At 50.4% G+C, this 22,009-nt stretch carries 20 protein-coding genes and 1 tRNA gene; 14 read left to right on the top strand and 7 right to left on the bottom strand.

The features are described 5' to 3' along the window. Positions 1-280: 280 nt before the first annotated feature. The 3 genes from FOE74_RS02990 (at position 281) to FOE74_RS02980 (ending at position 2,540) form a co-directional block, all read left to right on the top strand. Positions 281-844, top strand: a complete 564-nt coding sequence (locus FOE74_RS02990; protein ID WP_149097105.1) for a hypothetical protein — start codon at positions 281-283, stop codon at positions 842-844. A 203-nt stretch (positions 845-1,047) separates the two neighbouring features. Continuing rightward, positions 1,048-1,926, top strand: a complete 879-nt coding sequence (locus FOE74_RS02985) for a hypothetical protein (protein WP_149097104.1) — start codon at positions 1,048-1,050, stop codon at positions 1,924-1,926. Between the two features lie 101 nt (positions 1,927-2,027). Next, on the top strand, positions 2,028-2,540 hold the full coding sequence (locus FOE74_RS02980) for a hypothetical protein (protein ID WP_149097103.1): 513 nt from the start codon (positions 2,028-2,030) through the stop codon (positions 2,538-2,540). Positions 2,541-3,160: 620 nt separating this feature from the next. Here FOE74_RS02980 and FOE74_RS02975 read toward each other — a convergent pair. The 3 genes from FOE74_RS02975 to FOE74_RS02965 all read right to left on the bottom strand — a co-directional run bounded on the left by FOE74_RS02975 (position 3,161) and on the right by FOE74_RS02965 (position 4,248). Further along, positions 3,161-3,454, bottom strand: a complete 294-nt coding sequence (locus FOE74_RS02975; protein WP_149097102.1) for a hypothetical protein — start codon at positions 3,452-3,454, stop codon at positions 3,161-3,163. Positions 3,455-3,457: 3 nt separating this feature from the next. Then, the gene (locus tag FOE74_RS02970) at positions 3,458-3,847 is read right to left on the bottom strand and encodes a hypothetical protein (protein ID WP_149097101.1); all 390 of its coding nucleotides are present in this window, start codon (positions 3,845-3,847) and stop codon (positions 3,458-3,460) included. A gap of 155 nt (positions 3,848-4,002) precedes the next feature. Then, on the bottom strand, positions 4,003-4,248 hold the full coding sequence (locus FOE74_RS02965; protein WP_149097100.1) for a hypothetical protein: 246 nt from the start codon (positions 4,246-4,248) through the stop codon (positions 4,003-4,005). A 1,063-nt stretch (positions 4,249-5,311) separates the two neighbouring features. Between FOE74_RS02965 and FOE74_RS02960 the strand changes: the two genes are divergently transcribed. The 3 genes from FOE74_RS02960 to FOE74_RS02950 are packed head-to-tail and all read left to right on the top strand — an operon-like array spanning position 5,312 to position 6,660. Further along, complete coding sequence (locus FOE74_RS02960) at positions 5,312-5,848, top strand: hypothetical protein (RefSeq protein WP_149097099.1); 537 nt, start codon at positions 5,312-5,314, stop codon at positions 5,846-5,848. Then, on the top strand, positions 5,845-6,171 hold the full coding sequence (locus tag FOE74_RS02955) for a hypothetical protein (protein ID WP_149097098.1): 327 nt from the start codon (positions 5,845-5,847) through the stop codon (positions 6,169-6,171). The genes FOE74_RS02960 and FOE74_RS02955 overlap by 4 nt, the downstream gene beginning before the upstream one ends. A gap of 3 nt (positions 6,172-6,174) precedes the next feature. Further along, the gene (locus FOE74_RS02950; RefSeq protein ID WP_149097097.1) at positions 6,175-6,660 is read left to right on the top strand and encodes a protein-export chaperone SecB; all 486 of its coding nucleotides are present in this window, start codon (positions 6,175-6,177) and stop codon (positions 6,658-6,660) included. Between the two features lie 223 nt (positions 6,661-6,883). On the opposite strand, the gene FOE74_RS02945 is transcribed toward FOE74_RS02950, so the two are convergent. Next, a tRNA-Leu gene (locus FOE74_RS02945) sits at positions 6,884-6,965 on the bottom strand. Between the two features lie 237 nt (positions 6,966-7,202). After that, positions 7,203-10,178, bottom strand: a complete 2,976-nt coding sequence (locus FOE74_RS21385) for an adenylate/guanylate cyclase domain-containing protein (RefSeq protein ID WP_225840604.1) — start codon at positions 10,176-10,178, stop codon at positions 7,203-7,205. A gap of 791 nt (positions 10,179-10,969) precedes the next feature. Between FOE74_RS21385 and FOE74_RS02935 the strand changes: the two genes are divergently transcribed. Genes FOE74_RS02935 through FOE74_RS02925 form a run of 3 tightly spaced genes read left to right on the top strand, consistent with a single transcriptional unit; the run spans position 10,970 to position 14,448 of the window. Further along, positions 10,970-11,206 carry a hypothetical protein gene (locus tag FOE74_RS02935; protein WP_149097095.1) on the top strand — a complete coding sequence of 79 codons (237 nt, stop codon included), beginning with the start codon at positions 10,970-10,972 and terminating at the stop codon, positions 11,204-11,206. A 58-nt stretch (positions 11,207-11,264) separates the two neighbouring features. Further along, a complete protein-coding gene (locus tag FOE74_RS02930) occupies positions 11,265-14,042 on the top strand; it encodes an NTP/NDP exchange transporter (protein ID WP_149097094.1) in 2,778 nt (925 codons plus the stop codon). Next, complete coding sequence (locus FOE74_RS02925) at positions 14,002-14,448, top strand: Crp/Fnr family transcriptional regulator (protein ID WP_149097093.1); 447 nt, start codon at positions 14,002-14,004, stop codon at positions 14,446-14,448. The genes FOE74_RS02930 and FOE74_RS02925 overlap by 41 nt, the downstream gene beginning before the upstream one ends. Here FOE74_RS02925 and FOE74_RS02920 read toward each other — a convergent pair. Further along, on the bottom strand, positions 14,408-15,034 hold the full coding sequence (locus tag FOE74_RS02920) for an HD domain-containing protein (protein WP_149097092.1): 627 nt from the start codon (positions 15,032-15,034) through the stop codon (positions 14,408-14,410). The two genes, FOE74_RS02925 and FOE74_RS02920, sit on opposite strands and share 41 nt — an antisense overlap. A gap of 218 nt (positions 15,035-15,252) precedes the next feature. Then, positions 15,253-15,975, bottom strand: a complete 723-nt coding sequence (locus FOE74_RS02915; protein ID WP_149097091.1) for a phosphatase PAP2 family protein — start codon at positions 15,973-15,975, stop codon at positions 15,253-15,255. A 166-nt stretch (positions 15,976-16,141) separates the two neighbouring features. Here FOE74_RS02915 and FOE74_RS02910 point away from each other — a divergent pair, with 166 nt between their 5' ends. The 5 genes from FOE74_RS02910 (at position 16,142) to FOE74_RS02890 (ending at position 21,911) form a co-directional block, all read left to right on the top strand. Then, positions 16,142-16,636, top strand: a complete 495-nt coding sequence (locus FOE74_RS02910) for a CinA family protein (protein WP_149097090.1) — start codon at positions 16,142-16,144, stop codon at positions 16,634-16,636. 120 nt (positions 16,637-16,756) lie between these two features. Continuing rightward, complete coding sequence (locus tag FOE74_RS02905) at positions 16,757-17,419, top strand: class I SAM-dependent methyltransferase (protein ID WP_149097089.1); 663 nt, start codon at positions 16,757-16,759, stop codon at positions 17,417-17,419. 59 nt (positions 17,420-17,478) lie between these two features. Continuing rightward, positions 17,479-19,320, top strand: a complete 1,842-nt coding sequence (locus FOE74_RS02900) for a M61 family metallopeptidase (protein WP_149097088.1) — start codon at positions 17,479-17,481, stop codon at positions 19,318-19,320. Positions 19,321-19,615: 295 nt separating this feature from the next. After that, entirely contained in the window at positions 19,616-20,245 is a 630-nt protein-coding gene (locus FOE74_RS02895; protein WP_192576582.1) for a hypothetical protein, read from the top strand. Positions 20,246-20,438: 193 nt separating this feature from the next. Then, a complete protein-coding gene (locus tag FOE74_RS02890) occupies positions 20,439-21,911 on the top strand; it encodes a sodium:solute symporter (protein WP_149097086.1) in 1,473 nt (490 codons plus the stop codon). Positions 21,912-22,009: the final 98 nt, after the last annotated feature.

Here is a 22,009-nt window from a genome sequence, read left to right as displayed (position 1 = left end):
AATTGTGCACTTCTAAATTTATGTATTTATAGATTGGCATGACTTAATGAATTCACATTGTCTTGAAGAGGAGTATTCAGCCAAGATGGCCAGGTACCTCCGCATGACCAAGCAGGAGGCAGAGAGCCCGAAAGGGAGAGGGTTGGCCCAGTCCATAAAGGCCTTGGGCAGTAAGATCCCGAAAGCGGAAAAGCTTCAGAATGATCCAAATCCGGAAGGAAGATTAAACCCCCTTATTCCCTAGGGATTTAGGTTATAACAGTGATAAACACCTTTACCTATGGCACGGCACGGAAGCTCCCCAATACTCTATGATGACGTTAAAAAGGTCTCTGTCTCAGACCTTAAGAAGTGGGGCTACCTGGAGCCTGAATCCTTCAAAACCGGCACTGTCACCTGGAGCAGGCAGGGGAGGAAGACAGGCAGCATTAGCATTACGGTGAATATCTGCACTGGGTGCTATCTGGAGCTGGACTACGGCAAGGGAGGCAAGAGTATCTCTTACCGGGTGAACTTGGTAACCCTGCCCTCCAACCTGGGCAAGGGGGAACTGTGGTACTTCGTCTGCCCCCAGACGGGGAAGAGATGCAGGTTTCTGTACCTGGTGGGGGACAGGTTCCTGCACCGGGAGGCATACGGCGGGTGCATGTACGAAACCCAGACCTACAGCAAGTACGGCAGGAAGTTGGACAAGTATTTCGCCAGGGAGTTCGGTCATGACAAACTCTATGAGCAGCTGTACAGCAGGCATTTTAGGACCATGTATGCGGGGAAGCCCACCAAAAAGTACCTTAGCATCATGCGCAAGTTGGGAGCTTCTGATCAGGAACTAATAGTTGTTTAAATAGGAGGCTGATTGAATAGGCTAGACATTTCAAGGGCCTTCAAAAATGATTAATAATAAATTAAAGTTGGTTCAATATGTTTAACTAAAATTATAATCAGTCACTTCAAGGCATGGAAATTACCTAGTTATAGGTATATGTTTCTTGTGGATTTATTTATATTTTCCCTTTATTATCTACAAAATATAATTTTCTAAATCTTATGAAGTTACTTTATACAAATCTTATTTTATTGTTGGCATTTTTTACATTTAGTTGTGGTATTAAATTCCCAGTAAAAACACCAGGTGACCCTGAAAATGCTAAGACCTTTGGATATCACCCAATGGATCCTTTACCTGTGATAATCAAGTATGCTCCTTCCCCTAGCGGGCCGCAAGCGCTCCCTCTTCCTCAGAGGGTATTACAAGCTCTTCCTGATGAAACCATGCGGTTAGCCATTGGGGAAATTACTGGAGAGGGAGGGGTAAATTTTGGGCCAGCTAAAGCAGGATATAAGGGGAAAAGTTATGTAGTAATACTTGATTATATTAAATTTAGTACTGAATCTTTCGGAGTTAAATTATCCCAGGAGTATACTGCCGGTTCATCCGAACCAACAAAATCAAGTGATGGCAAACCAACCTTAAAGGCAACTCTCTTTCATGTGGATACTACAAATTTAGTACCTGGACAAAGAGGAAATGATCCAGATGCACTTGTACCTGTTTATCTAGGGGTTGGAATTCGATTAACTGCTAATATAAGAGTTAATGAAGGTGAGGTAGATCTGGGGAATCTATTTGCATTAGGTGCTGCAGCTAGTGCCAAACAAATTACTGGAACGTTAGTTGTGCAAACTTTAGGTATTAGTGGAGAGGATATTTCTCCTTTAATTCCAATGCCTAGCGAAATCAACATGACTACTGTCCAGAACGCTATTATGTCTATGGCGACTATCAAATCTAAAATATACGACTCCAACACTAGAATCACACCTAGAGTGGTGGGTGTTTACAACACATTAGGAGGTGGTGCTGAAACTATAAACGGATTTATATCTGCATTACTACTCAAGCATAGGGTTTTTAGTGTGCCTTAGAAGTTTGATATAAAATTTTAAGTTTTTAAAAGAGCCTTTGGATATCTGAAGGCTCTTTTATGTTAATCTGCAGCAACCATCGTATTTCAAATTCATTTACCATGAAGATTCAATCTAAAGATTGGTTCAAAAAGATTTGGGTACAGGTCTTGATCATTATTTTGGTCATTGGCTTCGTTATCAACGTGAAACAGAAGACATCCTCTGAGAACTCAACCGAATTAAAGGCCCGGGCTGAGGCAGGCGTACTTCCATCTGATTTAGTGCTAGAGACAGATACAAGTTTGACTGTAGACACCACCAGCACGAACCTTACCCAAAGCATTGCGCGCGCACCCTCAGAACCCTCCTACTCTACCGAACAAAGGGAAGAACTGATCAAGAAACAGTTCAGCGGTTGGGACGGGTCTCACAGGCAACTAGTTAAAATGGTAAAGAAGAGCATGAATGACCCTGATAGCTTTGAGCATGAGGAGACCAGCTACCTTGATAAAGGTGATTATCTTTTGGTATATATGAAGTTCAGAGGGGACAACGCTTACGGCGCTAAAGTGCTGAACACTGTTTCTGCTAAGGCGGACTTCAACGGGAATGTCATTCAAGTATTGGAATAACATTTTCTTCATCGTTAAAGCCGTTCTTAAACCTGGACATGTACAAACCGCGTTTTACTGGAAGTACCTTGGTAATGGGCTCCTTCTAGGGCTTGAAAGGTGCTCCCATTCAATTAAGACATCAAGCCTTCGGTCATCTATCCGCTGAATTTTCCAATCTATGATACCCACTTCATCTGGCGATGTAAAGTCATATTTCAAGAACATCAGGCGGCGGCACAGCAGGTGCCTTATCTGAGACCAATCAAGCCTTTGTTCATTAGGTTGTGGGAAGCAGTCAAGCTCCAATTTGGCGAAGTAACTCATTAATTCTGAATTTAGTTGAACATTGTTTCCCTAAGAACAGAAATGAAATGGTTTGGGTTAGTGACAAAAGTAGACTTTATTTACAGGTGCGCTAACTCCATTAACAGTCATGTGATTACCCCCTTATTTAACAGCATGCGTAACTGAGAACGCCGCGACTGGGACTACAACGACTGGCTTTGGTACCGCATGAAACCAAGGCTAATGCTAGGGTTAGTGATTCTTGCCCTATTCGCCCTGTTTAAAGCTGGTAAATGGTTATTTGATTAGATTGCCAGGTAGTATTTGGGTGCTATCAAATGTAGACATTCAAGCTAAACCCTGTGTCGCCTGACGGTTTTACTGTCATTATAAGCGATCAGGGACTTAAGAAAGTAAACCGGCTTCTTCCCTGTCTCCCCCTCCATCTTGTAGACCAGCAGGGTTTCGGGGCGCTTCCTTTCCGCAATGATACCGGACTTTGACAAGCCAGTGACTTTCATGGCTTTTGTCTGACTTACCCATTCCTCAAGTAGCGACTCCAGCTGCTGTAGCCGTTTCTCCACCCGTTGCTTCCATTCCAGCAGCGCCTTCAGTTCTCCCGGGGTAACTACCTCAATCGTTGCCATGGGCTAAGGTTTGGCGTGCTTTGCCGCATAGGCGGTGATCTTATCCTTGGTTTCCTTCTTGCCGAGGCGGTCAGCCCACTCCTTCAAGTTGGCAAGGCTGATTCGTTGGAGCAATGTGGATCCGAAATCGCTTATCTCCAGGTATCGGGGGTGCTTGACCGGCAATTTACCGTAACCCCTAAGAGTGGAGGGGGTTTTGATATTCAATAGCTCACAAGCTTGTGGGATGGTCAGATAAAGAGCGCCCTCCATTTGCTTGGTAAAATGCTGTATGTAAGCTTCTTTATAGGCTTCCTCACGGATCTTCTCCAATCTGCGGGGATCTGTAAAGGCAGGTATGTCACATCGTAATTCCCAGATGGGGCCCTCAGACGCTATGATGGTTACATTCATGGTTGTTTATAATTAGGTTTGTTTTTGCTTCTCCTCTCGAATTGGTAGATGCGCTGGAGAATGTGCGGATCCTCCATGGCAATGCCCCACCGTTTGATCTCGGCCAGTCTTATCCTGCGAAAGCGTTTATCTAAATGGGCAACGCAGTGCAGTTTCTAGGGGTGCTTGTCAGGGAGGTCTATAAACCGGTGTACGGGGTCGGTGGTTCTGTACCCCATGATTCTCGCAGCATCCATTGGCCCAATGATCAGGGCCTCTCCTATGGCTTCGCTTAGCTGAGTCGATACTAGGTTTTTGATACCCTCCTCTATCAGGATAACTAGGTGTTCATCAGTGAAGGCTGGAAAATCAATCTCGAACGTCCAGGTGTTCCCAGGGCGCTGATGCAGTATTGCTTTCATGTGTATCATGAATTAGGTATCCTTCAGAAAATCTTTCAGGTATTCAATGCATGGCCAAACAAGCCTCACCAGTTCAATGAGGCGCTTTTCCATCTCTAAAAATTCTGTCACTTTCTTAACCCTCTCTGTGGGTCGCTGTAGGTCTTTTGTTCTCATGGGCCAAAGGTGCAGCCTAGGAGAAGCGGAAAAAAGGACGGGGTTTTGGCCTTTTTTAAGGATTTATAACCTATTAAGATGCACTTATTTGTGCGATTTCTATTGATTTAGAAGAACTCGCCTCTTCTAAATCAAAATTATCCTGTGACGGATCGGCAAATTTAAATTTTCGCACGGGGACTGGACAAACTCCCGTCCGATTTATTTGAAGGTGGAAATCTGAGGGACAATTGCGAAAGTAGTTTTGCTACTAGAGAGGTGCCTTTTCTGCCCTTTTCCTAGCAAGTCTACGTTTCACGGTTTTTTGGATCGTTTTATAATACCTATTGAGGAATATTCAATGAACCTGTTCAAGGAGGGTACCCACACTTAACAACCCCCCCCGGTCATTTAAAAAGGGGAAACGAAAACATTTAGACCTCGCCACCCCCCTCTTTCCCCTCATGATTTTTTGGAAAAGCGTGTCACGAGAGGTGCCTGCCTTTTAAGCCTACTTTTCGGTTCATTTCTGAAAACTACACCTTTGCTGTTTACTACGGTAGTAGACTATAGTACGCCTGACTGAGCGTTCCCCTTCATGCACTTTTGAGGTGAGCGTGTCACACCAGAAGCCTGCCTCAAAAGCTTGGTTTTTAATACTTTTCTGTAAAACAGCTCTTCGATTGTTTATTAGGGTAGTAACTATAGTACGAGAGACTGAGCACCTAATTTTAAGTGCTGGGCAGCCTCAGGAGTGCACTGGAGCTGTTCAAAGCGCAGTATGGCTATGTGGCGGCTGGGTGCTGGTGTTTAGCGTGGAGAGGTAAGAGGCTACCTTCTTCCGCAAGCTTATTTGAAGAGCATGCTTAGGATGGTGTTGGTAAAGATTAGGTGGTTGTGTACATTTAGAGGCAAATATATTTTCAGTTTGGAAACGATTGGTCATCATACAGTAGAAGATAGAGGTAATCCTGATCATGTTGAAAACCATGCTCCCTTTAAATGCGAAAGTAAAACGGCCTATCTGACAGATGGGTACTATTTTTGGGACAACAACCTTGATCTAGCTCATCTTTGGGGAGAGATAAGGATAAAAAAACCTTATATGATCTGTGAGGCTAAACTGACTTTAGATGAATCTATTTTGCTAGATTTAGTAGGGAACAGAGGAGACGTGCTTTATCTTGAAGCCTTAATCACTAAATATGGATTGCACCAATTAGATCTTGCGGGTGTTATAAGGTACCTAGTTGATATAAATAAAAAAGAGAAGGGGGCATTTGAATATCAAGCGATTAGGGCTGTGGACATGAATTTGAGTGAACACTACAAAACATTAAAGTTCGTTCATAGTAAAAGAGGGTGGACAAATTTGAACGCCGCAATCTTTATTTGTTTACTCACGAAAAGCACGGTACTTTTGCGCGACTTAAGAATTATTTATCCAGAAGAATATACATCATGACAGAGCAACAATTAAAATCTTTAGCCTTGCTCGATAAGTATTTCTCAGAGACTCCAAAAGAGCAGATTGAGCAAGAAATAGCTTCTTACGCTGAGTATGGTGCAAGTGGTATGCCTGCAAGCGAATACTTAGGAAGAAGGATTGCGTCTATGGATGAAGCCAAAGGTCAGATTACTAATGCCGGCCAAAACCCTAATAACCACCAAGAAATCACCTTTGCTGCAGCAGTCCTAGTTAGACATGCTGAAGCTGTTAAAGGAGGAAAAAGTTATCTTGTAGACTTAGCATTGGCGGGTGAAAGTAATTACGCAATGGCCGCATAATTTATGACTGATTCTATTTCATCTACTAGATTACCCCTAGCTTCTATAAATCTAGAATCTTTTCAAGTAACTAATGTAATTCTCAATAATAGAGAGTTCATACCGCAAGGCACTGCATTGGATATCAAACTCAAGCTTGATTATCATGCAGTTTCTATCACAAGGCCAGGCATAGAAGAGATCAAAAATTTTGGCATACGGTTTGTCGCTTATATCAGTGACTCTCAAGGCCTCTTGGAACTCAATACACAATCTACTGCAATCTTTGCTTCCACTAGAGAAGTTGATGAAGAATTTTTGGAATCTCATTTCGCAAGGGTTAACGCCCCTGCTATTGCCTATCCTTTTTTACGAGCCTTCATATCAACCTTAACACTTAATTCAGGATTAGCACCAATTATATTGCCTGCTTTTAACTTCATGAATTCTTTAGAAAATAAAGCTGTTGAACTGCCTGCTCCTCCACCTAATGAATTGCCAGCTGGCTAGGTGTAAAAAGAAGTTCTAAATAAAAAGGTGCCTTTGCAAAATGCTGGGGCACCTTTTTATTTACCACACTTCCCTATTATTTGAAGAAACTATGGAAAGATAGGATTAACTACAAAACCAGCACGCCTTTGGCTATTTCTACTCGTTCACTCACACTATTACTCACACTAAATGAAAAAAGCCTTATAACTAATTGAGTTACAAGGCTTTTTTTCTTATAATGTGCGCTGGGGGAGAGTCGAACTCCCACACCCGAAGGCGCTGCCACCTGAAGACAGTGCGTCTACCAATTTCGCCACCAGCGCATCAAATTCTCCCTTTATTGCTTCAGGGAGCACAAAACTACTACTTTTTATTTATTTGCAATACCTGTTCCGCAATTTTCTGAAAAAAATATGGGCTTTTTTGAAGCCGACACTACGCCTTTTCCTGCCACCAGTGGGTAGTATGTTGATTGTCAGAATCTTTGCTCTTGCTCCCCTGTTGCCCGCTGCCTCTGGTGTTTCCCCCCGGTGAGTAGCTGCCTTTTCAAAGGTTATTTTTCAATGCACCACGTCCAGGTTGCTGTCCTGGACGGGTTCCGGTTCCAGCACCGGCTTTTCCGCCACCGCCTCTACAAAGTACATGTCAATCTCGCCTTTGTTCTTGGCCTCAATTTTACCCCGGTAGGCGCAGATGAACTCGTCTTTGATCAACTCATAGGTGGCGCCGGAGATATTGATCTTCCCTTCTTTGCCGCAGGTTTCCATGCGGGCCGCGGTGTTCACCGTATCGCCCCAAATATCATAGGCGAACTTCTTGGTGCCTACAATGCCCGCCACCACCGGCCCGGTGTGAATGCCTATCCTTATCTCCAGGCGGTGCTTTTTGGGTCGGTTCTCTGGGTTTAGCCGCGCCACGAACGCCGCAATCTCCATACCGGCTTTCACCACGTCGGCGGGGGTGTTGGCGTCTGGGTTGGGCATACCGCCGGCGCACATGTACGCGTCTCCCATGGTCTTGATCTTCTCAATGTTATACTTGGAGATGATGCCGTCAAAGGCGCAGAAGTAAAAGTCAATCACCGTCACCAGTTCCTCTGGGGTAAGGTCCTGGCTTATCTTGGTGAAATCCTTGAAGTCGGTGAACAAGACGGTAACCGCGTCATAGCTTTGGGCCTGGGTACGGCCGTTGGCCTTCAGCTCTTCGGCGGTTTCAGCGGGCAGGATGTTCAACAGCAGGTCATCTGATTTCTTCTTCTCGGCCTTTAACTGCTCGGTGCGCTCATGCACCAGTTCTTCCAGCCGGTTTTTAGAGGCGATCAGGTTCCGGTGCTTGATTTGGGCAAAACTCCAGATAAGGCCTATCCAAAGGATAAAATAAAGGCAATAGGCCCACCAGGTGCGGTAAAGCGGCGGCATAGAATTGAACCCAAAGGTAGTGACCGCACTTTCAACCCCGTACACGTTTCGGGCCATTACCTTGAAAACATACTCCCCTTCATCCAGACCGGTGTACTCCTTTCTCCTCTCCGGGCTCCAGGTAGACCATTTGTTGTCATAACCCTCCAGCATATACCGGTATTGGAGTTGCTCTGGGGTGTTCAAAGAGGTGGCCGCAAACTCAAACCGAATGGACCTGATGGCGTGCGGCAGCGTTATCTTGAAATGGGAAGGCTGCTGTAAGGTTACTTTGCCCTTCTCTGAAAACGCCCCATTAAAGACAATGGAATCCCCCAGCAGCTTAATTTTGCGGAGCACCATGAGCGGCGGCATTCTGTAGTTTCTGGGCACGGAGGGGTCATACCTGAAAATCCCTTTGGTAGTGCCTAAGTACACCACCCCGTTAGCGGCCGGATGGATGGTCCAGACATCTACGCGGGGGATCTTCCGCAGGGAGATGGTGTCCCACAGGTACTGGTTTTGCTGGTTTTTTTTCAGAGGGCCGGTTCTGAACTCAGAGGTAAGCCAGATTTGGCCGCTGGGGCTCTGGGTAAGGTTGATGGCTTCTCTTGACCCGTTGGCAAAGCGGTGCCCGAAGGTTTTATCTGGCTTTAATTGCAATCCCTTCCCTGTTTTCTGCAGACTGTAGACTCCTTTGCTGGTGCCCAGGTAAATGTTGCCGTTGAGGGCGTGTACCTCAAGGCGGGTCAGTTGTTTCGCCAAGTCATCTGGCTGTTTATGGTTCTGCACCGGGGGCTGCAGGCCAAATTCCTGTGACGCATCAACAAGGGAGATGTTGTCTGAGCAAGACGCCCAAAGTGTCCCGTTCCTGTCCTCTGCCAGCCACATGACATCGTGGTCCACCCCTTGCACCTTCCCTTCCCACGTCCATTTGCCCTTGTCATGGGTTAACCTGTATAAGCCTTTGGAGGTGCCCACGTAAAATACGCGGGGGTTTCTGGCAGATTGGTGCACGTTTTGGCACTTCCCGTTATTCCCATCCGGGGAAATCTGGCGCAGCGTATTCTCCTCTAGCACATACACCCCTGTGGTACCAACTACCAGCAAGTCCTTCCCCAGGTCCAGTATTTTCCAGACCTCGGTTTGCAGTTGAGGGAACTTGTGGAACTTCGCCTCCCGGGCTGTCTCATCTGCTACATAAAGCCCTGAAGAGGTGCCAACGTATAGATTATCGCCTTTTTTCTGGATGGAATACACCATGCCATCAAAGCCGGCTTCCTCATTCAGCACGGTGATGGGCGCAGGATAGTCAATCCGGCTGATGCCGATGTTCAGGCCCGCCCATAACCCGCCTTCCCGGTCCTGGAAAAGGCTTAACACTTTTTTATCATTCAGGCCACTCCTTTTGTCTATCACCTTTTTCACCTTCCCTTTCTGGTCAATCACCACCACCCCCTTGGAGAGGGTAGCCAGGGCAATGGTACCATCTGCCAAAGGCAAGGCATGCCTGATGTGCTCTTCCGCCAAAAAGTGCGCCGGAAACACGGTCAATTTCTTGAGGGTGTTGTCTTGGTAGGTATAGAGGCCGTGGGCATAGGTGGCCAGGAGAAGGTTCTGCCCGGCAAGGGGTGTTGGGTGGAGAGCAAGAAGGGCCATTACGTATTGGGAACCTAATTCTTTGGTACCGGGCAAGGCTATCCATTGCTCCTCCTGCAACACGCATACCCCCTGGCCCTTGTCAATGGTGTACAAGTGGTTGCCAGCCCTGAAAACACCCCAGAAGCCAGCGCTGCTGAACCACTCCTTAAAGCCTTTCCCGGACCACCGGAAGATGCGGTTCTCGGTGCTGAAGTACACCTCCTGCCCCAAGGTAGCCACCTGGGAGACGTTAAACTCTTCGGGTTTCTTTTTGAGGTGGGGCAACAGGGAAACAAACTGCATTTTGCCGGTTGAGTCGGGCGCCAGGTAGCCCATGTCATTCTTACAACCTACAAAGATGGTTTCTGCGCTGTTCTTGGCGAGAAAGAATCGGCTCATGAAGTTCGTGCCTTGCACCATCTGCCAGGTGGCGCCATCATACTCTAAAATTCCACTGGTATTGCTGATATAAAGGATTCCCCGGTTATCTTGCACCATGCCCCAGTTCTGGGGGCTGGAGATAAAAGCAGAACTTTGGTACGCTTCGGGGGGAAAATTCTGGACAAAAGGGTTTCCGGGTTGCGCCTGTAAGGAAAGTGAACCGAGTAGAATAAGAATAGGAATAATTAGATATTTAACCATCGTAGTATTCCTCCATGTAAACTGTATTAAATATACGAACTTTGTGAATTTTTAATAATATTTTGCATTTAAATTATTAATATGTATTTTTAATATAGCTGCCCTAGCAGCCCCTTACACGCATTGTTTCACCCTTAAAATAGACGACCATGCCACAAGGACAAGTACTCCCAACCAAGCCCCGGACTGATTCAGAAGAGGCAAGCTTTGCCCCGACCAACGCTTTACCGGAACAAGAAGTGTTCACAGACGTTCCCCCAACAGAGGAAACCACGCCAGAGGAAGAACCGCAAAACCAGTAAGCGCTACCAAGCTGAGTCTGCCTGAACCGGCCGCCATAAAGTTAAAAGCCCTTTCAACCTGCAGATATGCAATTAGCGGACCTTGGGCGGAAGAGGATAGCCGCTACAGAGCTTTTCAGGCAAGAAAGATAGAATCCAGTGAAGTGACAGGCATCTTGCTGGCTTCCCAATAGGCAAGGAGCAGTCACAGAAGCAGCGTACTCTCAGGAGCCTCAACGGCGACGGCAAACCACCAAGGCCTCCTTGGCTGATGAGCACGGGGAAGCCGATCCCGGCCAGGCTCTTTGGAGAACCCTTCTGTAAGTAGCTGCAAAACCCAATTCCCCAACCCCACCGACGCGGTGGATGAAAGCCAACCAAACCTGGCCTAGCCTTCGGCCGCTGGCCTTTGTTTACAGGCTGTTTTTTGAATTCCCCCTGCCCAACCAGTTACCCCAGGAGCCTGCTCTCTTTGAGCCGGAGAAAATGAAGCAAACGGATACCCCTGCGGTAGAAGAGCCTCTGCCCGCTCCTTACTTCCGCTGCCTGCCCCAGGGCCACGCGCTATTCCAGGGTGCCCAAGCCCCTGAAGCGGCCCCTTGAGGCACCGGATGGTTCTATGACAAGAAAGGGAATGCGCTCACCAAGGTACTTTTCTGGTATGAATAGCAAAATAATCGCGCTGCTGAACATCAGATCCGCTGAGGCCCAAGTGGTGAAGCAGCTATTCCTGGTGCAGTTGTTCCTGGGGATTGCCACGTCCACCTTGTTCACCAGCACCTTGGCCATGTTCCTGAATGCCTTTGAGGTGACAGACATCCCCAAAGTGTACATTGTCTCTGCCGGACTGCTGTTGGTGACCAATCTGGGGTATGCCCAGCTGGAAACCCGGTTGAGCGCCAAAAAGCTCTTACAGATCGTTATCCTTTTCTCCTCCGTCACGCTCTTCTTTTCCTGGGCGGGCGTGATGTTCTACTCAGAAAAGCTGCTCCCGTTTTTCCTATCTGCCTGGAACATGGTGGTGTACATGCTGGTAGGGTACGCCTTCTGGGGCATGGCCTCCATTATCTTCAACGTGCGGGAAAGCAAACGCCTTTTCTCGGTGGTGGGTTCGGGAGACATTCCGGCCAAACTGTTGGGGTACACGGCAGTTTCTGTGTTGGCGCCGGTGCTGGGGGTGGAAAGCTTGCTGGGCCTTTCCATTGGCAGCTTTCTTTTGGCTTATTTCTTTCTGGCCAGGTTTGAGCATCGCGCCATTTCTAGCCATGACACCTTGCATGAACCCGCCCACCGGTCCCCCAGGCGGTCGTTTATTGCCAGGTATTTCCATAACCCGCTCATTTTCGCCATTGCTATGTTCTCGCTGGCGGCCTTCACGGTGTACTCCCTCATTGACTACACGTTTCTGGCCGAAGTAAAATCAAGGTTTAAAAGCAGCCCAGACATGGCCTCTTTCCTGGGTATGTTCTTTGCGGTAGGCCGCGTGGTGGCCCTGTTGGTGAAACTGATGCTGAGCAGCCGGGTCATCAGCCGCCTGGGCCTGTCCAACTCGTTGCTCATTGCGCCCGGGGTGTTGCTGGCCATCACGCTGTACCTGCTGCTGCCCAGAAACAGCGAGAATGCCATCTTCATCATCTTCGGGGTCATGGTACTGGTGTCTGAGGTGCTCAAGTCGGCGGTGCAGGAGCCGTCTTTCCTGGTGCTGTTCCAGCCCCTGCATCCGCACGCGCGGTTAAAGGGGCACTTGATTTCCAAAGGTTACACCATGCCCTTTGCCTTGCTGGCCACAGGCATTTTCCTGGTGAGCTACAACCACTGGTACGGGCCTATTTCCATTACCCTGGTCTGCCAGATTCTGGCGGTGCTGCTGGTAGCCTGGATTTTTACCGTTTTCCAGGTTAAGACGCAATACCTGCGGGCCCTGGTCATCGCCTTGCGCAAAGGGTTCTTCACCGGCACTGAGCTTTTCCTCAATGAGGAGTCGGTTAGGAAGATCCTGCTAGACAAACTGGACAGCGGAAAACCGAAGGAAGTGATCATGGCCCTGGAACTGCTGGAACGTTCTGCCTACCAAGGGTTGGAAGACCGGCTGCTGCCCTTGCTCCAGAGTCCCAATGACACCATCAAGAAATACGTGCTTTCCAGAATAGTAGCCCTTAAACTGAGCAGGGCCTTCCCGCTCATTGAGAAGACGCTGCAAGAGAAACCCTATGACCCTTGCCGGCCTGATTTCATCAAGGCGTTCTACTCGCTTACCCCGCAACCCATAGACATACCTCCCCTGGAAAGGCTGGAGGTCAAGAAGGCGGCCTTGGTTGGGCTGGCCCACCGCCCAGAGGAAACCGCGCGCGCACTGGTGCAGCAACACCTGAAAACCTTTACCCATAGCCAAGACGAGGCAGAGCGCCTGGCTGTACTGGACATATACACCGTGGATAGGCACAAGGAGTTTCTCCCCTCTATCACCGTCTTGTTGCTGGACTCCTCGCCCAAGGTGCACAAAAGGGCGCTGGAAACGGCCGGAAAAACCAAAGACCCTTCCCTGCTGCCCCAGATCCTGCGCACCGGACAGTCCAGGAAATCGCTGTACGCCCTGCAGAACGCGCTGGTGCATTTCGGTGACGCGGCGTTCGCCCCCCACCACGTGCCCCAGCGGCAGGCCCTCAGCGAAGACCTTACCTTGAACTTTATTCGGGCCGCAGGCAAGGTGAAAGGCGATTTCTCCACCCAGTTCCTGGAGCAGCAAGTAGGCCATGGCGCCCTGTTCCCAGACGAGGCCATTGAGGCGCTTTGGTACAAGAATGCTGTTTTACAGAAAGAAGGCAGGAAACAGGTGCAAGGCTGGCTCAAAACAAAGCTGTGGCAGAGCCGGAAAAAAGCCCTCTACTGCCAATGCCTGGCCAAAGGCAAAGAGTTTCCGCTGCTGGAACAGGCCCTGGCCTCAGAAACAAAGCAAGACATTAAATACATCATGCGCAGCCTGGCCCTGCTCTATGACCGGCAACGCATTAACCGGGTCATGGACATGCTCTCTATTGGGTCTGCGGAGAAGATCGCCAATGCCATTGAGATGCTGGAGCAGTTGATTCCCAAAAGGTGTTTCATAGTGGTGGAGTCGCTCCTGGATTTTCACCTGGACAAGGAAAAAAGATGGGGCCATTCCAAAGAGAAGACCACCCTCAGTACCTCCCACATCATCAAGGAGATCATCTCAGAAAACCCGGCCGGTTGTTCTGCCTGGGTCAAGTCTGTGGCCTGTTACAGCATTCTGGCCCTGCCTACCCCAGAGTTAACCCAGGCCATTGCCCCAGAACCCAGCTTTGCGCCAGACGCTTTGTATTCTGAGACGCGCGCCTTTGTAATCAACCAGTTGTCAACGCTTAGAAAGAGAATGAGATATGCTGCTAATAGAGAAAGTCCTGACCTTAAATTCCTGTGACATCTTCTATGACACGCCAGAAGCCAACCTGGTGGAACTGGCCGGTGCCCTGGAAGAGCTAGACCTGAAGGCCGGTACCCAGCTCTTTTCCAAGGGAGACCTGGGGTCTAGCATGTATTTCATCTACCAGGGCAAGGTACGGATCCATGACGAGGCCCACACGTTTGCCATTCTGGAGGAAAATGAAATCCTGGGGGAACTGTCTATCCTGGACGCGGAACCCCGTTCTGCCAGCGCTACCACCCTGGAAGAGACCATCCTGCTCAAACTGGAGCAGGAACCCTTCTATGAGATCATGATCTCCAACCCCGAGGTCTTGAAAGGCATCTTGAAAACCCTGTGCAAGCGCCTGCGCCAGATGGACATCAGATTAGTAGAGAACCAAGCCCTTGGGACTGCTGGTTAAGTTTGGCTTTCACCTGCTCCAGGTGCTTCTGTTTTTTTGCTTCGCGGTGGTTTCTGGAAAAACAGGTGAAAAACCGGTGCTTCTCAAGAAAACGCACCTGTAGCTGGTTCCAGCGCGTTTCATCTTCCACCACCCCGTACCGCAGGAACTCCTGGTAGAGCAAGTCCCCTATCTGGAAGAAATCATCGCGGCCCAGGTAATCCAGGTCAGCGTCGCAGAGAATTTCCTGAAGTTTGGTTTGGGGGGCTTGCGGCACTTTTGTAGCCGAGATGAGGCCGCAGACCGCGTCAATCTGTTCGTTGGTGAACCCAAAAGCCGGCAGTTCAGCCCGGGCCAGCTCACAGCTTTTCTCCTCGTGCTGCTGGTAGGTTTGCACAAATCCGGCGTCATGGTACAAGGCGCTCACCTGTAGCAGCAGAAACTCTTCGGTATGGTCTGCTATGCCTTCTTGCCGGGCAATGTGCTCTGTTTGCTGTAACACATCCAAGGTATGCCGCAGGCAATGGTAGGTCAGGTCGGCAGGCAGTTCTTCCCCTAGCCGGGTCACCACGTGCCGGTAGATAGATTCTAGTTTTGTCTTTGCCATTGGGGCTTAGGAGGTCTAGCGGGTTCCATAGAATGCAAGGCGCTTTTACCGTAGCAGTCCTTTAAATATAACACTTTTTCAGCAATTCTCTGAAAGCCCCGCAAGAAAGATGCCTATCCCAACACTGGTGGAGTTTTGCCCCTGGGTCCTTAAAAAAAACCAGACTGGCGGGTACCGGGAAATTACCCCTGCCCTTGGTATTCCTGCCTTTGCCTGGGTTATTTTACCACCGGCTGCTCCTCTCCTTTCACCACTTGGTTCAGGTTGCGCTTAGAGAACTTTTCCATGCGGTTAAGTAAAAAGATGGCCAGAATCACCCAGCCAAGTCCCGCTGCCAAGCCCGCTACCACATCAGTGGCGTAGTGCACGTGCAGGTACACCCGGCTAAAGCCGATGAGGAGGATCAGCAGCCCTAGCAGGGTCACCAATAGAAAACGCCAGTGCGCTTCCTCCACATTTTTCCAGACCAGGTAAATAAGCAGCCCATAGAAAGAGGCACTGATCATAGCGTGCCCACTGGGGAAGCTGAGCCCGTAAGATTCCACCAGGTGCGGCACCAGGGGGCGGGGCCGGTTGAAGAGGTACTTGAGCAGGAGGTTGAGGGTGATACTGCCCACTGCAATCACCGGCACCTTCAAAGAGTACCATTTGTGCCGTTTCACGAAAAGGAAGTACCCAATCATCATGATGCCGGCCCCGGAGATGAAATTCCGGGAGGCCAGAAAGGTGATTCCTTTGATAAACTCCGTCAGGGCGGGGTTGTTGCGGGCATCTGCCCAGGCAAAGGCCCGGCTGTCAAATTTCAGCTCGTGGCCCGGCAATACCTCTTTGGCCAGCCAGAAAAACAAGACCAGGCACACCAGGAATACCGCCCATATCACCACCAATTCCACCGTGAACAGCGCCGTGGCTGCCACAAATTTCCGAAACGTCTTTTTCATAGGGTCCAAGCAAAGGGTTGCCGTTTAGGATTAATCATAGCCAAACACCCTGGAAACGGCAAGCCTTCTAACGTACGTAACCCGCTGGGCCTGTGTTGGCCTGGGCCAGGAGGCAACTCGGGTCCGTCAAAAACAGTAAGAGGCTCATACCTTGAGAATCAAGCCCATGAAGCCCGACGAACTAACCCAACTCATATTGAAATTAAAGGACAAGGGGCTCTCCCTGGCATTAGCCGAAAGCTGCACCGCCGGAAGCCTGGCCGCCGCCCTGAGTGAGGCCACCGGCACCACCGATGTATTCCTGGGCAGCATGGTCACCTACAGTGAAATTGCCAAGACCAAGGTGCTGGGCGTGAAAAGCGAGACCCTCAAACTCTTCACCGCGGAAAGCCAGCAGGTCACCAATGAAATGGTGCAGGGCCTCTACAAACTCCTGAAAGCTGATGTCTGCATTGCCGTGACCGGCCTTTTTGGCCAGGGCGCTTCGGAGACCGCTGAAAAACCCATTGGTACCACCTTCGTCTCTATCCTGTTCAAAGAGAAAGTAGAGGAGTACCGCGAGGTGTTCAAAGGCAACGCCCAAAAAATGCGGGAACAGACCGAGGACTTTATCTTCCGCAAGCTCAATGACACCCTGGAGCGGCATTTCCAGCACGGATAAGGTAGTCTGGGAAAAGGCCTGCTTTTATGGGCGCTGCCCTCCACCAGGCAATTTGGGATAAGCGCGTATCTTTAAGCGGCCGTTTCTGAAAAACAGCCCGAAAACCCGCAAGCCGTTTGCATGCCCAGCACCCCAGACTTCAACCTGATTGCCCCCGCCTATGACCGGTTAGCCCAGCTGGTGTACGGGAACGCGCAACGGCGGGCGCAGGCGCATTTCCTGCCCCTGATTCCCCCGGAGGCGCGGGTCCTGGTGGTGGGCGGCGGCAGCGGCTGGATTCTGGGGGAACTGCTGCGGCAGAGCCACCCGGCCTATGTATTGTACCTGGAGGCCTCCTCTGTGATGCTGGCCAAGGCCCAAGAAAAGCCTCTTGCCTTCCCTGCACAGGTGGAATTCAGGCTGGGAACCCAGGCCCAACTGTTGCCAGAAGAAAAGTTTCACGTGGTGCTTACCCCCTTTGTGTTGGACCTCTTCACGCCACCAGAAGCATTTTCCATCATGCAACGGCTAGACAAGGCGCTGTACCCCGGCGGCCTGTGGCTGCACACGGACTTCCATCAGTCTTCCTCCTTTCGGCGGCAACTCTGGCAGAAACCCTTGCTGTGGGGCATGTACCGGTTCTTTAGGTGGGTGAGCCGCATCTCGGGTCAGGGTCTTCCTCCTTTTGAGGCCCTTTTCATAAAACTAGGCTATAAACCCCGGCAAGAAGCCAGCTTTTATAAAGGTTTCATCAAGGCGCAGGTGTTCCAGAAACGGGCCTCTCCTCCTAGCCCAACTAATTGAGGGCCCTTTGTTGGTTTCCGGCTTTGGTGTGTATCTTGGGGGTTGAAACATCTCACTCCATGAAGAAAACACTCTTCACAGCCTTGGCCGCCGCGGCCCTGGCTTTCGCTACGCCGGTGATGGCGCAACAAAGCCTCAACTACGAAGTAACTTTTGAAAATGCGGTCCACCGCGAGGCCTTTGTCACCGCCACTTTCAAAGGGGTGCAGGCCCCGGTGCTGGAAGTACGCATGGCCCGCTCTTCGCCCGGCCGGTACGCCCTGCATGAATTCGCCAAAAACGTGTACAACGTGCAAGTCACCGATGGCCAGGGCCGCCCCCTGACCGTGAACCGACCCAATCTGCACCAGTGGAACGTGTCGGGTCATGACGGTACCGTGGTTGTGAAATACATGCTTTTCGCGGATCACCCAGACGGCACCTACGCCGGCGTAAACCTGACCCACGCCCACCTGAACGCCCCGGCAACTTTTATGTATGCCAACGGCCTGGAGAAAGCCCCGGTGCAGGTCCGCTTTACCCCGCCTGCCGGCCAGAACTGGACCGCGGCCACCCAACTCAAGCGGGAAGCGGCTCCTTTCACCTTCTCGGCCCCGGATTTCCAGTACCTCATGGACAGCCCCGTTGAACTGGCTAACCTGCAATGGCGCGAGTGGACGGTACAGGAGAAAGGCCGTAGCCAGAAGATCAAGATAGGGATGCACCACCAGGGCACCGAGCAGCAGTTAGAAGAGTACACCCAGAAGGCGAAGCGCGTGGTGCAGGAGTCTCAAGCCGTTTTTGGCGAGCTTCCCGCGTTTGATTTCGGGGAATACACCTTCATTGCCTGCTACCTGCCAGGCACGCCCGGCGATGGCATGGAGCACCGCAACTCTACGGTCATCACCAGTTCACGGCCCCTGGAGACGGGCATGAACGCCAACCTGAGCACCTTATCACATGAGTTCTTCCATGCCTGGAACGTGGAGCGCCTGCGTCCGCAAAGCCTGGAGCCCTTCAATTTCGCAGACGCGAACATGAGCGAGGCCCTTTGGCTGGCCGAAGGCTTTACCAGTTACTACGGCACCCTCTTGCTGCACCGCGCCGGCATCATGAACCAGGACGATTACCTGGAAAGCGTGGGCAACACCCTGGCCGCGGTGATGTTTTCGCCCGGCAAAGACCTTTTCTCGCCGGTGGAAATGAGCATGCAGGCACCCTTTGTGGATGCCTCCCGCTCCGTGGATCCGGTGAACCGGCAAAACACCTACATTTCGTACTACACCTACGGCAACGCATTGGCCGTTGGCCTTGACTATACCTTGCGTACCCAGTTCAAAAACCTGTCATTAGATGCGTACATGCGCCTGCTGTGGCAGCGCTACGGTAAACCGGAGAAACCCTACACCTTGGCAGACCTGGAGCAAACCCTGGCCGACCTCACCAAGAACCCCACCTTTGCCCGCGACTTCTTCGCGAAGCACGTGCTGGGCAAAGAGCCGTTGCCGTATGAGGCGCTGGCCAAGCAGATGGGGTTTTCCCTGGCACCCGCCAACCCGGGCAAGGCAGTCTTAGGCTGGGAGCCTCTGCGGTTCCAGAACGAGCAAGCCACCATCATGATGGGCACCCTCCGCAACAGCCCGCTCTACAAGGCCGGACTTGACCGCGAAGATCTTCTGTTGAGCGTGGACGGCCTCAAGCTGAAAGACCAGAAAACTCTGGATGATTTCTTAGCCAAGCGGAAGCCCGGCGACCAGGTGCAGGTAGAGGCCGTGCAGCAGGGCATGAAAAAGATGCTGCCCCTCACCCTGGCCCAGGAACTGAAGCTGAAACTCACACCCCTTGAAAAAACCGGGCAGGCGCTTTCCAAGGACCTAAAGTCCAGAAGAGAGGATTGGCTCCGGCAGAAAACAAAAGCGTAAAAATCCTACAACCCCTCCAGGTCTCTGAACTATTGACAGAGACCTGGAGGGGTATACTTTTTAGAAGTACCGCTACTCCTTCCTAAGGGGCCCAGGGAAGAGGCAACGTAAGCCTTTGCCAGTCTTCTTACTGTTGCCTTCCCGGGCCGTTTTTCAGGAAACAGGCTTGAAACGGACGGAACCTTATAGACTAGGCAGGCGGTTGTTTCGTTAGAAGCTAAAATAGCTTACCTTAGTAAAGGCTCTAGGGAGATGGTGCTCTTGCTTTCTTCCCTGTGCTCCTTCACCATTAATTATGATGTCAACGAAACGCCTTTTCAATACCTTCCTTCTTTTGCTGGCCTTGACGCTGGCCGCATTGCCTTCCTTTGCGCAGGCAGGGAGCGAGGCTTCTTCCCCGGCTGATTCCCTTTCCGCACCAGCGGCTCCTTTTGTTCCACGTGTGAACTTCGGGCTGAATGCGGGGGCGGCCTTCAGTAAGTTTGGGTCAGGTTCCTACATTGAACCACGGGTGCAGTACCGGCTTACGCCTAGGCTGCACGTTTTCAGCAGCCTCGCCATGTTCCAGACCTGGGGTGGCCCAAGGTTCAGAAACACGGCGCAGGGCGAAAGAAGTCCTTCTGTGATCACGGCGGCCCCAGACCGCCAGTACCTCCTGCACGTAGGCGGCACCTACGCCATGAGTGAGCGGCTGTTGCTCAGTGGCAGCGTCTGGAAAGACCTGAGTCCTGGTTCTTCTATGCACCGTTGGCAGAACAACCCTTTCACGTATGGCCGGTACCCTAACCAGGGCTTCCAGTTCCAGGCTCATTACCAGGTAGCCCCTAACGTGACCATCTCTGGCGGAGTACGCTACAGCAATGATGCCTACGGGTCTTTGGGCGGTTATCCGGGGGGCGGTTTCTACGCTCCTTGGGGCTATTAGCTCTTCTCTTTTTTTAATAATTTTTAAGAAGCCTGGGTAGTTTTTGCTACCCAGGCTTCTTTTTTGCCCGGTTTATTTATAAAAATGGCGAATAATCTTGATGGATTACAAAATCGCCTTTCCACGGCCTTTGCTTTTTTGGTTATATTTGCCCTGCACCTAAGCACCAGAATAAACAACCCCTGTACGCTACATGTCTTCCACGCTCATCCTGCTCATTATTGCCGGGTATTTCTGTATCCTAATCCTGATCTCGTTTCTCACCAGTAAAAAAGGCGAATCTACTGACAGCTTCTTCCTTGCCAACCGGGCCTCGCCGTGGTATGTGGTCGCGTTCGGGATGATTGGGACATCCCTCTCTGGGGTTACCTTCATTTCTGTTCCCGGCATGGTGGAAAATGCCCAATTCTCTTACCTACAGCTCATCTTAGGCAACATGCTGGGGTATTTTGTGGTGGCATTGGTGCTCATGCCCCTGTATTATCGACTCAACCTGGTTTCAATTTATACCTATCTGGAGCAACGCTTTGGGTATTGGTCCTATAAAACGGGAGCCGGCTTCTTCCTGCTCTCCAGAACCTTGGGGGCGGCTTTACGCCTTTATCTGGTAACCGGCGTGCTTCAATTGGCAGTTTTTGATAGCCTGGGCATTCCGTTTGAAGTCACCGTGATCATCACCATTGGCTTGATCTGGGTGTACACGTTCAGAGGAGGCATGAAAACCATTATCTGGACCGACACTTTCCAGACCTTGGCTATGCTGGTCTGCGTGGGCATCACCATCATCACCATCTCCCAGGAACTGAACTTCTCTTTTAACGGCATGGTGAACGCCGTGAGTGAAAGCAAGTTCTCCCAGGTGTTCTTCTGGGACGTAAAAGATCCGCGGTACTTCTTCAAGCAATTCTTCTCTGGTTTCTTCATCTCCATTGTGATGGTGGGTCTGGACCAGGACATGATGCAGAAGAACCTGAGCTGCAAAAACCTGAAAGAGGCGCAGAAAAACATGTTCTCTTTCACGGTGATCATCTTGTTTGTAAACATCCTGTTCCTAAGCCTGGGCGCTTTGCTGTATCTGTATGCTCAATCAAAGGGAATTGCCCTGCCCGCAAAAGGCGACAATGTGTTCCCGTTCCTGGCCCTGAACTATTTCTCGGCCTTCATGGGCATTGTGTTCATTCTGGGGATCACAGCCATCACCTATGCCTCTGCTGACTCAGCGCTGACCTCCCTGACCACCTCTTTCTGCGTAGATTTCCTTGATTTCAAGAACAAGCCCGAGACACAGCGTGTCCGGCTGAAGAACTGGGTCCATTTGGCCTTTTCGGTTATTTTAGCCGTGGTGATCGTGATTTTTAAGATCGTGAACGATGAAAGCGTAGTGCAGGCGGTGTTCAAAGTGGCGGGTTATACCTATGGTCCGTTGCTGGGTCTCTACTCCTTTGGGGTATTCACCAACCGCCCGGTGCGCGACAGCCTGGTGCCTTTCCTTTGCGTGGTGGCCCCTATCCTTACCTACATCATCAGCCTGAATTCAGTAGACTGGTTCTGGGGCTACGAGTTTGGTTTTGAGGTGCTGATTTTGAACGGTTTCCTTACGTTCATGGGCCTTTACGCCATCTCCCGCAAGAAAACTGAGTTTGTAGACGTTACCCAAGCGCCATAAACCATTACCACCCCCTTTGACTTCCGTCTGTTTTGGCGCCGTTTCTGCAAAAGAAAGCCCAAAACAGACGGAAGTTTCTTTTGCAGCCTACCTAGCCC

Source organism: Rufibacter glacialis (assembly GCF_008271745.1).
Taxonomy (GTDB): domain Bacteria; phylum Bacteroidota; class Bacteroidia; order Cytophagales; family Hymenobacteraceae; genus Nibribacter; species Nibribacter glacialis.
Note: the sequence above shows the minus strand (reverse complement) of the source record. Positions and strands in the feature narration are given on the sequence as shown.